The 12740-nt window shown below is 40.3% G+C and carries 13 protein-coding genes; 11 read left to right on the top strand and 2 right to left on the bottom strand.

What is annotated here, in order from left to right:
• The first annotated feature begins 73 nt into the window (after positions 1-73).
• The 6 genes from DG474_RS08560 to DG474_RS08535 all read left to right on the top strand — a co-directional run bounded on the left by DG474_RS08560 (position 74) and on the right by DG474_RS08535 (position 3903).
• A complete protein-coding gene (locus DG474_RS08560) occupies positions 74-940 on the top strand; it encodes an ABC transporter ATP-binding protein (RefSeq protein WP_255778098.1) in 867 nt (288 codons plus the stop codon).
• Positions 940-1782 (top strand): ABC transporter permease, encoded by an 843-nt coding sequence (locus DG474_RS08555; protein ID WP_255778097.1) that lies wholly within the window; start codon positions 940-942, stop codon positions 1780-1782. Before DG474_RS08560 ends, DG474_RS08555 begins: the two co-directional genes overlap by 1 nt.
• 18 nt (positions 1783-1800) lie before the next feature.
• Entirely contained in the window at positions 1801-2256 is a 456-nt protein-coding gene (locus tag DG474_RS08550; RefSeq protein ID WP_216728604.1) for a LytTR family DNA-binding domain-containing protein, read from the top strand.
• Positions 2257-2265: 9 nt separating this feature from the next.
• Positions 2266-2685: a DUF3021 domain-containing protein gene (locus DG474_RS08545; protein ID WP_000825486.1), complete on the top strand. Its 420-nt coding sequence runs from the start codon at positions 2266-2268 to the stop codon at positions 2683-2685.
• Between the two features lie 94 nt (positions 2686-2779).
• Positions 2780-3475 (top strand): GNAT family N-acetyltransferase, encoded by a 696-nt coding sequence (locus tag DG474_RS08540; protein ID WP_216728603.1) that lies wholly within the window; start codon positions 2780-2782, stop codon positions 3473-3475.
• Between the two features lie 11 nt (positions 3476-3486).
• Positions 3487-3903, top strand: coding sequence for a GNAT family N-acetyltransferase (locus DG474_RS08535; protein WP_125388609.1), 417 nt, complete (start codon positions 3487-3489; stop codon positions 3901-3903).
• Positions 3904-4498: 595 nt separating this feature from the next.
• Here the strand turns inward: DG474_RS08535 and DG474_RS08530 are convergent.
• Positions 4499-5377, bottom strand: a complete 879-nt coding sequence (locus DG474_RS08530) for an AraC family transcriptional regulator (protein WP_000785201.1) — start codon at positions 5375-5377, stop codon at positions 4499-4501.
• A gap of 75 nt (positions 5378-5452) precedes the next feature.
• Positions 5453-6652 carry an L-lactate MFS transporter gene (locus DG474_RS08525; RefSeq protein WP_255778096.1) on the bottom strand — a complete coding sequence of 400 codons (1200 nt, stop codon included), beginning with the start codon at positions 6650-6652 and terminating at the stop codon, positions 5453-5455.
• Positions 6653-6870: 218 nt separating this feature from the next.
• On the opposite strand from DG474_RS08525, the gene DG474_RS08520 reads away from it, so the two are divergent.
• From DG474_RS08520 to uppS, 5 genes are all read left to right on the top strand, one after another.
• Positions 6871-7479 carry an NADPH-dependent FMN reductase gene (locus DG474_RS08520; protein ID WP_049478933.1) on the top strand — a complete coding sequence of 203 codons (609 nt, stop codon included), beginning with the start codon at positions 6871-6873 and terminating at the stop codon, positions 7477-7479.
• Between the two features lie 25 nt (positions 7480-7504).
• Positions 7505-9916, top strand: a complete 2412-nt coding sequence (locus DG474_RS08515; RefSeq protein ID WP_255778095.1) for a flavocytochrome c — start codon at positions 7505-7507, stop codon at positions 9914-9916.
• Positions 9917-10203: 287 nt separating this feature from the next.
• Complete coding sequence (gene ruvB / locus DG474_RS08510; RefSeq protein ID WP_009013571.1) at positions 10204-11202, top strand: Holliday junction branch migration DNA helicase RuvB; 999 nt, start codon at positions 10204-10206, stop codon at positions 11200-11202.
• A complete protein-coding gene (locus DG474_RS08505) occupies positions 11183-11767 on the top strand; it encodes a nucleotidyltransferase family protein (protein ID WP_255778094.1) in 585 nt (194 codons plus the stop codon). Before ruvB ends, DG474_RS08505 begins: the two co-directional genes overlap by 20 nt.
• Before the next feature lie 206 nt (positions 11768-11973).
• On the top strand, positions 11974-12732 hold the full coding sequence (uppS, locus tag DG474_RS08500; RefSeq protein WP_049520812.1) for an undecaprenyl pyrophosphate synthase: 759 nt from the start codon (positions 11974-11976) through the stop codon (positions 12730-12732).
• The last annotated feature ends 8 nt before the right edge of the window (positions 12733-12740 follow it).

The raw sequence follows: 12740 nt of genomic DNA, 5'->3' as shown, positions 1-12740 counted from the left end.
ACTGCTTATCTCAAAAGTCGATTTTTCTTTCATTCTTTTTGTTAAACTAGTGTGGTTAAGAGGAGGAAAAAATATGATTTTACAAGCTAAACATTTGACTAAACAGTATGGCAATCATATGGCTGTCGATGATATTCAGTTAGAGTTTGAAAAAGGAAGTTTCAATGCTATTTTGGGACCCAATGGTGCAGGGAAATCAACCACCATTTCCATGTTAATCGGTTTGAAAAAGCCGACACAAGGTCAGATTCGATATGCGCCAAATACGAAAATCGGAGTGGTTTTTCAAGCTAGTGTACTGGATGAGATGTTGACGGTTAGGGAAAATCTCACGATTCGTGCTCAACAATATAAGGAGATTGCGGCAAGTCGTGTGGATGATTTGATTCATCAACTGGGTTTGACTGCTTTCCAGAAACAACTATATGGGACTTTGTCAGGTGGGCAAAAACGTCGGGTTGATATTGCGCGTGCTCTTCTTTCGCGACCAGATATTCTTTTCTTGGATGAACCAACGACAGGTCTTGATATTCAAACTCGCAAATCCATCTGGGATCTACTGTATCGACTACAAAAGGATGAAGGGATGACTATTATCTTAACGACTCATTATCTGGATGAAGCAGATGAAGCGGATCAGATCTATATCGTTGATCATGGGAAAGTGATTGCGCAAGGTTCTGCGACTGCTATTAAAAGCCAGTATGCATCTAATATCCTAAAAATTCGTTTTAAGGAAATGAAGGATCTAGAAAAATTGCGACAGACTGGAATGACAGTCGAGGAAGAAAATGAGATGGAATATCTTTTTTATCCAAGGACGTCACAGGAAGCCATTGAATATTTGGCAAAAGTTCGAGAAGAAATTGATTCTTTTGAGTTTCGTCCGGGTACTATGGATGATGCCTTTATTGCACTTACAGGAAGAGAGGTTCGCTAATGTTAGCTTTATTGAAACGGAATTTTATCTTATATTTTCGTAATCGTTCGGGAGTATTTTTCTCATTATTGGGGGCATTGATTTCCTTCCTCCTTTATATCATTTTTTTGCAGAAGAATTTGACGGATTCTTGGTCCCAACTCCCTAATAGTACGAACCTTTTAAATAACTGGCTGATGGGTGGGACCTTGGCTGTGACTGGGATTACAACCAGTTTTACGGCTCTTACACAAATGGTACAGGATCGTGAAAATCAAGTAGATCAAGATCTCTTCTTGACAGATTTAGGTAGCTGGGGCTTACAGGCGTCCTATCTAATCAGCAGTATTATCATTTCTTTTGTCATGCAGGTGTTTATGTTTGCTGTTATGAGCCTTTATTTTAAAGAAAGTCCAGTTATCAGTCATTTACCGGAAATCGCTTTGATTATGTTATTAAGCAGTCTGCTTTCAAGTTTGGTAAATGTTCTCTTGATTTACCGTTTTCAATCTGTAGATAGTCTTGGTAAACTGGCAACGATAGTGGGGACTGCTTCTGGATTTTTAGTAGGAACTTATGTCCCTATTGGAGTATTACCTGATTTTGCACAGATTATCACGAAGTGTACCCCTGCAACTTATATTGCTTCTCTCTATCGACAAGTCTTAATGAAAGAGCCATTAGAGACCACATTTACAGGAAATAGCGGTCTGTTACAGGAATTTCAAGAAAAAATGGGAATCCAAATCAACTGGCAAGAACTATTGACAAAGGAAGAAACATACTTTATAGTGGTTATTATCAGTCTCGTCGCTATTCTTCTTTGGATGTTATTTGTTAAAGTGTTTAGCAAGAGAAAATAAAGATGTATTGGAGAGAAAATGAAGATTCGTTTTGAAATGAAGACAGAGTTTTCAGAAAAAGACCCACACATTTTAATTCAGGCGGCTCAGTTAACCGACCAAGCAAGAGAGGTCATGGAGTATTTAGAACAATTTTCAACGACTAATCATGTGGTTATTCCTATTCGAACGGATGATCATCTGGTTATGGTGAAAATTGAGGATCTTATTCTAGCAGATATCGATAAGAATTTATTGACCATTTATACGGTAGATGGGATTTATAAAACTAAGGAAACATTGACAAACTTTCAGAATCGAATTAATCGACGTAACTTTATACAGATATCGCGTCATTCAGTTATAAACATTGACCATTTAGAGTCATTATCGGATAGCTTTTCAGGGAACATGATGGCTAAAATGACTCGGGGTCTCAAATCGAGTGTGAGTCGGAAATACGTTAAGTCCTTAATGGATTATCTAGGTTTATAGGAGAAAATCATGAAGCGATTGATTGCTTATTTTGTATCAGGAATGCGTACGGCCTCCTTTGTTTATTTGAGTTTGGTGTTATTGGCTCAGTTTTATTCAGGTATTACCTATCCCGCACCAACGACAAAAAATATTCTAGCTTTGTTTTTGATGAGTGGAATTATGGGGGTATTGACTTTAATCCTTGAAAGGCTAGAGTTTCTTGCTTATAGTATGCGTGTAGGAGTTCATTTGTTAGCGACAGCTACTATTTTAGTATTGACCTACCTATTTTTTGGCTGGGGTTCGGCATTGTTGAGTCCCTTGCTTTGGTTCTTTTTCTTATTAATTTATGGACTGATATGGTTGTACCAGATCTGGCAAACTCACAAGCTCACCCAACGAATTAATCAAGCCTTAGAAGATAAAAGAAAGAAAACGAATCACTAATGTAGTGTTGAGGATGAGGTTTGAGGAGAGTGCTAGTTTCCATTTAGAGTAATTTATGATATAGTATTTTCAGAGTAAAACAAGGAGAAAAACGATGCCAGTAAATGAATATGGTCAGATGATTGGTGAGTCAATGGAAGGTTATACATCTGGTGAATTGCCTGCTATTGATTTCTTAGAAGGGCGTTATGCTCGGATAGAGGATCTTTCGGTGGAAAAGCATGCGGAGGATTTATTAGCTGTTTATGGTCCAGGTACTCCTCGGGAGATGTGGACCTACCTCTTTCAGGAACCAGTGGCAGATATGGAGGAACTGGTTAGCCTTTTAAATCAGATGTTGGCTCGTAAGGACCGTTTTTACTACGTGATTATAGACAAGGTGACTGGTAAGGCCTTGGGGACTTTTTCTCTCATGCGCATTGACCAGAATAACCGAGTAATAGAAGTGGGAGCTGTCACTTTTTCTCCAGAACTCAGGGGAACACGTATAGGGACAGAGGCTCAATATCTCCTAGCTCGCTATGTTTTTGAGGAGCTTAACTATCGTCGCTATGAGTGGAAATGCGATGCTCTTAATCTGCCATCCAGACGAGCTGCGGAGCGTTTGGGCTTTGTCTATGAAGGAACCTTCCGTCAGGCAGTCGTTTATAAGGGACGTACACGTGATACGGATTGGCTAGCTATGATTGATAAGGACTGGCCTCAAGTCAAATCCCGTTTGGAAGCATGGCTGTCTCCTGAAAACTTTTATAAAGATGGACGGCAGCACAAGAGCTTGAGAGAATTCTGAGAGGTATTGAGATGATGACTATTAGAAGGCAAGAAATCGTCAAGCTAGAGGATGTTTTGCATCTCTATCAGGCTGTTGGTTGGACAAATTATACACATCAACCTCAGATGTTGGAGAAGGCCTTATCTAACTCATTAGCAATTTATCTAGCACTTGATGGCGATGCCGTGGTGGGCTTGGTCCGTTTAGTCGGAGATGGTTTTTCATCGATTTTTGTCCAGGATTTGATCGTTTTGCCTAGCTATCAACGCCAAGGGATTGGTAGCGACTTGATGAAAGAGGCTTTAGGTGATTACAAAGATGCCTATCAAGTCCAACTAGTGACCGATCAGACAGAAAAAACCTTGGGATTCTATCGATCTCTGGGATTTGAAGCCTTATCTACTTATGACTGTACAGGAATGATTTGGGTGGATCGAAAAAGATAAAAAAATATTTTTTCTTAAGTAAAGTTTAAGTATCCTCTTGTATCATATAGTTATTAAATAAAGACCTCCTAATACTCTTCGAAAATCTCATCAACCTTCGTTAGAGTCGACTTAGCTAACTATAGTTATGCTTGCGCCTATCTGCCTAGTCTGATTTCGATTTTCATTGAGTACCCTTTATTTAATGAAATCCCAAACTTTTCTTTTTCATCATAATCTCCTAAAGAAGTCACCCAATCAGGTGGCTTTTTTATGACTTGGGGAGGAAAAATCCATTTGAAAAAAATTTTTTAAAAAATAATAAATCAGAGAAAAAGTTAAGTTAGCTTTAAGATTCATCTTGTATCATATAATCATTAAATAAAGACCTCCTAATACTCTTCGAAAATCTCATCAATCTTCGTTAGAGTCGACTTAGCTAACTATAGTTATGCTTGCGTCTATCTGCCTAGTCTGATTTCGATTTTCATTGAGTACCCTTTATTTAATGAAATCCTAAACTTTTCTTTTTCATAATAATCTCCCTAAAGAGGCCACCCAATCAGGTGGCTTTTTTGTTTGAAAAAACTCCTTAGAAAAGACTAAGGAGAAAGAATTATGTTTTCTTTTTAAGTTGTTGGTTTCGATACTGTCTAGGTGTTAGGTGATAGTGTTGCTTAAATTGACGGTTGAAGTTTGAAAGGTTGGTGAAACCGACCTGGCTTGCAATTTCTTGAATACTGAGGTTGGTTTGGACGAGTTTCTCACAGGATTTCTCAAGACGTAACTGGAGCAGGTAGTCCATACAACTGGCTCCAGTATGTTGCTTGAAAATACTCATAAAGTGATTTTTACTATATCCAAATGTTGCAGCTAGTTGCTCAATATGAATGGGTTCTGAGTAATGCTGTTCAAGGTAGCAAATCACTTCTTTTAGTTTTTGGTATTTTTGGTAGGTATCATCTGTATAGTGTCGATTGACATATCTATACTTAAAGAGAAGATGAAGCAATTCGTATAGTTTAGATTTTATGAGTAGATCGTAGTATATGCCTTTTTCTTCAAGGATAGAAAAGAGGGAAAGAAGGCAGGATTGAATTTGATCATAGGCCTTATCGCCTGGTGATATTTGAGGAGTGAGGCAAAAGTGACCAGAGTGGAGGGGTTGGATATAGCGTTGGCTAAAGCTGTCAATTTGACTTCTACCAAGATAATCTAGATGAATTCGAAAGCTGGTAGAAAATAGTTCTTGATCTTTGTGAGAATAGATAGCATGGAGAGAGGTCGGTTGGATAAGAAAAATATCTCCTTCACGACTTTCAAAGCGTTCTGAGTTGATATGAACGATGGCAGAACCCTTTGTAACATAAATAATCTCTAGCTCAGGATGACAATGATAGATTGTGTCAGGAGACGTTTTGGATAGGATTTGTTTTTCAAAATCATATGGGAAGTCAGATGGGTTATCTCGTAAGAAACGTGAACGGTCTGCCATGGTAAATCCTCCCAATATTCTATTACTACTTTTATTATACCAAAAAAACTTCCTTATCTAGGAAGTTTTCGAGTTTTAAGCTTTCTTTTTCATATAAAAAATAGTAAGCATAAGTCCAATGAAGGCCAAAGCGATAGCAACATAAAAAGCTACACTATAATTTCCATTATTAGCCATTGCCATTTGAACAGCGACTTTGGGAGCGAAAAATGCTGCTAAAGAATATCCAGTGAAGACGATACCGTAGTTGACCCCTTGATTTGCAGGACCGTAATTTTCCATGACGATAGATGGGAAGACCCCCATAACACCACCAAAGCAGATACCAAGCCCTATAATCCCTAAGGTAAACCCGAGTTGACCAGGAACGATTGTTAGGGAGAATAAAGCTAGGACAATGACAGAATAAATAATCAATAAGGTCTTTGAACGGCCGATTTTATCAGAAAGTGATCCCCAGATAAAACGACCACTAGAGTTTGCGATTGAATAAAGAGAGACATAGAGAGCTGCAGTGCCTGCAGAGAGTCCAAACATTGATTGACCGATTGGTGATGCTTGAGAGGCAATCATCAAACCAGAAAAGGCGCCAACAAAGAACATGCTAATGATAATGTAAAACAGAGGACTTTGTAGCATTTGTTTCCAGTTTTTATTAGTAGGTCCTTGCTTAGTTTGTACTGGAGCTTTCCAGCCTGCTGGTTGGTAGCCACTTGGAGCTGCCTTGATAAAGAAAATTGCACAGATGATAACAACAATATAGACTAGCCCAATTGTACGAAAAGCAAAGAAGGCATCTTGTTTTTGAATGAGATTGCTTGCGACTGGAGAAGCGATGACTGCGGCAAATCCCATGCCGCCTGTCAGAATTCCAGAGGCTAAGCCACGTTTATCAGGGAAGAGGCGAAGTGAATTGGAGAGGGCACCCGAATAGGCAAAACCTTGACCAAGCCCGGCCATTAATCCATAGGTCAAATAAAGCATGGCTGGTGAATTGGCATAGCCGGTTAAGTAAAATCCGCTAGCAAATAGGAGAGCGCCTAGGGAGATAGTCCATTTTACATAACCTTTGTCAACTAAATAACCTCCTAGAATCATGGGAATAGGGCCGATTGCAGAGTTGATAGCAAATGCTAACATAATATCAGACATGGACCAGCTTGTTGAACTGCTAAGTGGTCCGGCAAAAACAGAAAAGGAATAGACGGCACCTGTGCAAAGAAGAATGGCTGTAGACGTGACTAAAATCCGCCAACGATTGAATGTCTCTTTCATAAAAACATCCTCCTTAAATGTATATTTTTTCACCAAGACTATATCATAGTTAAGGAAGCCGGTCAATAGTTTACGAAGATATTTTGTTAATTTTTTCACGAACTTGTACTAAAGTACGATAATCTGATAGAATAACACGGTCTTTATTATCAAGGATTTACAAGATTTTCTAAAGTAGTATAATGAAAGTAGATTAAATAAATGAAAGGGGTACCAAGATGAAACTAGTTGCTATCGTTGGAACCAATTCAGATCGCTCAACCAATCGGAAACTCTTGAAATTTATGCAAAAGCACTTTTCGGATAAAGCCGACATTGAGGTATTGGAAATCAAACAATTGCCAGCCTTTAACGAACCTGAGGATAAGCTAGCGCCAGCTGAAGTTCAAGCTTTTTCAGAAAAAATTCTTGCTGCAGATGGTGTGATTATTTCAACACCTGAGTACGACCACACGATACCAGCACCTTTGGCCTCTGCTTTGGAGTGGATTGCTTATACCAGTCGTGCTTTGGTTAACAAACCAACGATGATTGTTGGTGCTTCTCTCGGTTTGCTTGGAACCTCTAGAGCGCAGGCACATTTACGCCAGATTTTAGATGCGCCGGAGCTTAAAGCGAGAGTTATGCCGGGTACAGAGTTCTTTCTAGGTCATTCTGAGCAAGTCCTAGATGATGAGTGTCATTTGAACAATCCTGAAAAGGTTGCAGAACTAGAAGAACATTTTTCAGAGTTTCAAAATTTTGTTGAACTAACAAAGGCTTTGGTCAAACCAGAAGATACAAATCGTAAGAAATCTTTCATTTGGGAAGAATGGTTGAAAGCATAAGTATTTCAAGAAAGGAGAACAATCCATGAAATTAGTAGCTATTGTTGGGACTAATGCAAAAAAATCCTATAATCGCAACCTGTTGCAATTTATGAAAAGACATTTTGCTCAGAAAGCGGATATTGAGATTTTAGAGATAACAGATGTACCAATGTTCAATGAAACAGATGATCAAACAGATACACCTATTATTCAGAAGTTTAATCAAGCTATTTCAGAAGCTGATGGTGTTATTATCTCGACACCCGAGCACAATCATACAATTCCATCAAGTTTGAATAGCTTGCTCGAGTGGTTGTCTTTTAACATTCATCCACTAGACGGAAAGCCGACAATGATTGTCGGAGCTTCTTACGATATTCAAGGTTCCTCACGTGCCCAACTTCATCTTCGTCAGATTCTGGATGCTCCTGGGGTAAATGCAACAGTTATGCCAGGTAGTGAGTTTTTACTTGGTCGAGCTCATCGAGCATTTGATGATAATGGAGATTTGATTGATGAGCGAACCGTTGATTTCCTAGATAGTTGTTTTTATCGCTTCCTTCGCTTTGTATCTGTTGCAAACCAACTAAACCTTCCTGAAGAAGTCCGCTTTGAACCGGGGACTTACCATGTTACAACTGAAGGCCATAATGGTAAATTACCGATGGATGTAACGGTTTCTGAGGATCGTATTGAAAAAATCGAAATCGATTCTTCTGGAGAATCTTCAGGAATCGCAGATGTCGTCTTTACCCGTATCCCAGCGGAAATCATTGAGGGACAGACCTTAAACGTTGATGCGGTGTCAGGAGCTTCTGTGACTTCAAATGGTGTCTTGGACGGAGTTGCGCGCGCAGTCAAACAAGCTGGTGCAAATCCAGATGTTTTACGGAAACGTTCAAAAGCACCATCTGCTCTAGATAAAGAAGATAAAACCTATCAGGCAGACGTTGTCGTCGTCGGAGGTGGAGGAGCTGGTTTAGCTGCAGCGGCTGCAGTCTTACAAGCTGGGAAGAAGCCGATTATTGTTGAGAAATTTCCTGCAATTGGAGGAAATACTGTTCGTGCAGGTGGTCCAATGAATGCACCAGATCCAGCATGGCAAGGAACCTTCACAGCTCATCCAGGTGAGGCACATACGCTTCAAGAATTGATTGCGACAGATGAATCAACGATTGATTCAGAATATTTAGAGGACTTTAGAGCCTTGAAAGTTGAGGTTGAACAGTATTTGCAGAACCCGAGCTATTTGTTCGATTCTACCTTGCTCTATCGTATCCAAACCTATATCGGTGGGAAACGAAAAGATTTACAAGGAAATGAAATTCATGGCCAATACGATTTGGTTTCTGTATTAACCGAACGAGCCCTAGAGTCTGTTCGTTGGTTGGAAGACATCGGTGTTGAATTTGTTCGTAGTGAAGTGACAATGCCAGTTGGAGCCCTTTGGCGTCGTGGCCATAAGCCGGTTCAACCAATGGGGTATGCCTTTATATCCGTCCTACAAAAATATGTTCTAGAACATGGTGGCAAGATTTTGACAGATTCTCCAGTTAAAGAATTGCTTGTAAAAGACGGGGCTGTCAAGGGTGTCAGAGCAGAAGGTCGAAACGGTCAAACCATCATTGTCAATGCAGATGCCGTTGTTCTAGCTTCTGGAGGATTTGGTGCCAATACAAAGATGCTACAAAAATACAATACCTACTGGACTGAAATTGCAGATGATATTGCTACATCTAATACACCAGCTGTAACAGGAGATGGTATTCTTTTAGGGCAAAGTGTAGGTGCAGATTTAGTGGGTATGGGCTTTAGTCAAATGATGCCAGTATCCGATCCAGTGACAGGAGCTCTTTTCTCAGGACTTCAAGTTCCTCCAGCAAACTTCATCATGGTAAATACTGAAGGGAAGCGCTTTGTAGATGAGTACGGTAGCCGAGACAAGCTATCTCAAGCGGCGATTGATAATGGAGGCTTGTTCTATCTAATCGCAGATGAACGTATCAAGGAAACTGCCTACAATACTAGCCAAGAAAAAATCGATGCCCAAGTCAAAGCAGGTACTCTTTATCGTGCAGATACGATAGAAGAGTTGGCGGTTCAGATTGGTGTGGATCCACAAGTTCTAGTGGAAACGATTAAGAATTACAATTCCTATGTAGATGCAGGTTTTGATCCTGAATTTAATAAAGGTAGTTTTGATCTCAAGTGTGAGGTTGCGCCATTTTACGCAACACCGAGAAAACCGGCCGTTCACCATACAATGGGTGGACTCAAGATTGATACTTCAACACACGTTTTGAATGAAAACGGTCAGATTATCCCTGGTTTGTATGCTGCCGGAGAAGTCGCAGGTGGACTCCATGCAGGTAACCGTCTAGGAGGAAATTCGCTTACGGATATCTTTACTTTTGGACGTATTGCAGGTCAAACAGCTGTTAAAGAAAATTGTTAGTGATTGATTTAAAAATTAAGGGAATTTTAAGTCTCCTTGTGTATTATATAATCATTAAATAAAGACCTCCTAATACTCTTCGAAAATCTCATCAACCTTCGTTAGAGTCGACTTAGCTAACTATAGTTATGCTTGCGTCTATCTGCCTAGTCTGATTTCGATTTTCATTGAGTACCCTTTATTTAATGAAATCCTAAACTTTTCTTTTTCATAATAATCTCCCTAAAGAGGCCACCCAATCAGGTGGCTTTTTTGTTTGTGGCTTGGATTTTTGATATAATAGAGCCATGAGTAGAATTTTAGATAATGAGATCATGGGGGATGAGGAGTTGGTAGAACGTACCCTCCGTCCCCAGTATTTACGTGAATATATCGGGCAGGATAAGGTCAAGGACCAGCTGCAAATCTTTATCGAAGCTGCCAAAATGCGGGATGAAGCGCTGGACCATGTGCTCTTATTTGGGCCTCCAGGTTTGGGGAAAACGACCATGGCCTTTGTCATTGCCAATGAACTGGGAGTCAATCTCAAGCAAACGTCTGGTCCTGTCATTGAAAAAGCAGGTGACTTGGTAGCGATTTTGAATGATTTGGAGCCTGGAGACGTTCTCTTTATTGACGAGATTCATCGCCTGCCCATGTCGGTGGAAGAGGTGCTTTACAGTGCCATGGAGGACTTCTACATTGATATCATGATTGGTGCTGGTGAAGGCAGTCGCAGTGTTCATTTGGACTTGCCACCATTCACCTTGATTGGTGCGACGACACGTGCGGGGATGCTTTCTAATCCTCTACGAGCACGTTTTGGGATTACGGGTCATATGGAATACTATGCCCATGCTGACTTGACGGAGATTGTTGAGCGGACAGCAGATATTTTTGAGATGGAAATCACTCATGAGGCAGCTACTGAGCTGGCCTTACGTAGTCGTGGAACTCCTCGTATCGCCAATCGTCTCCTCAAGCGCGTGCGCGACTTTGCCCAGATTATGGGAAATGGGGTTATCGATGATGTCATTACCAATAAGGCTTTGACCATGTTAGATGTAGACCATGAAGGTTTGGACTATGTGGACCAGAAAATCCTTCGCACCATGATTGAGATGTACGGTGGTGGTCCTGTCGGATTAGGTACTCTCTCCGTTAATATTGCCGAGGAGCGCGAGACGGTCGAAGATATGTACGAACCTTACCTCATCCAGAAAGGTTTCATCATGCGAACTCGTTCTGGACGGGTGGCAACTGCTAAGGCATATGAGCATTTAGGTTATGAATACAGTGAAAAATGAGCAAGATTTTTTAGAGGTTTTTAGAGAAAATCCAGATATGATGACTATTCTGACCATCATTCGTGACCTTGATTTGAAAGACTCGTGGTTGGCAGCAGGTTCTGTCAGGAATTTCATCTGGAATCTCTTGTCTGATAAATCGCCTTTTGATAGTGAGACGGATGTGGATGTGATTTTCTTTGATCCAGATGTTTCTTATGAGGAAACAGTATCCCTAGAGAAAAAACTGAGAGAAGATTTCCCTCACTATCAGTGGGAGTTGAAAAATCAGGTCTATATGCATCAGCACAGTCCCCACACTGCGCCTTACACGAGTTCTCGTGATGCTATGAGTAAGTATCCTGAACGCTGTACGGCGATAGGGCTTCGCTTGCATGCCGACGCAACTTTAGAGCTCTTTGCGCCCTATGGTATAGAGGATATTTTGAATTTTAAGGTATCCCCAACTCCTCATTTCCTAGATAATGAAGACCGAATGAAGCTCTATCAAGAACGCTTGTCCAAGAAAAATTGGCAAGAAAAATGGAAAAATCTGACTTTCTCAAAAAACTTAAGAAAAATTTAAGTTAGGGACGGTATACTAGGTTCATAAGTTAAGAGGAACTTAACTTAAACTCCTAAAACTTTTTCATAATAATCTCCCTATAAAATTAAGTCGCCCAATCAGGCGGCTTATTTTTTGTCTGTACGGAGAGCTAATAACTTAGCAATAGAAGAAAATAGGGAAATATGGTATAATGAAACGATAGATTTTTGAATAGGAATAAGATCATGTTTGGATTTTTTAAGAAAGATAAAGCTGTAGAAGTCGAGGTTCCAACACAGGTTCCTGCTCATATTGGCATCATCATGGATGGGAATGGTCGTTGGGCTAAAAAACGGATGCAACCACGGGTTTTTGGTCATAAGGCGGGAATGGAAGCCCTCCAAAAGGTAACCAAGGCAGCTAACAAGATGGGAGTTAAGGTCATCACGGTTTATGCCTTTTCAACGGAAAATTGGACGCGCCCAGATCAAGAAGTCAAGTTTATCATGAATTTGCCAGTCGAATTTTATGATAACTACGTCCCTGAATTGCACGCAAATAACGTTAAGATTCAGATGATTGGGGAGACAGACCGTTTGCCTAAGCAGACTTTTGAAGCTTTGAAAAAAGCAGAGGAATTGACTAAGAACAATACGGGCTTGATTCTCAATTTTGCGCTTAACTATGGTGGCCGTGCTGAAATTACGCAGGCTCTTAAGGGCTTGGCTCAAGATGTTCTAGATGCTAAAATAAACCCTGGTGACATCACAGAAGATATGATTGGGGACTATCTTTTCACGCAACACCTGCCAAAGGATTTGCGGGATCCTGATTTGATTATCCGTACGAGTGGTGAGTTGCGTTTAAGTAATTTCTTGCCATGGCAAGCAGCTTATAGCGAGCTTTACTTTACGGATACCTTGTGGCCTGATTTTGATGAAGCCGCCTTGCAGGAAGCTATTGCTGCTTTTAACCATCGCAATCGCCGTTTTGGAGGAGTTTAGGAGAAGAT

It is taken from the genome of Streptococcus oralis, from assembly GCF_024399415.1.
In the GTDB taxonomy this organism is placed as follows: Bacteria; Bacillota; Bacilli; order Lactobacillales; family Streptococcaceae; genus Streptococcus; species Streptococcus oralis_CS.
This window is presented reverse-complemented; position numbering and strand designations above follow the sequence as displayed.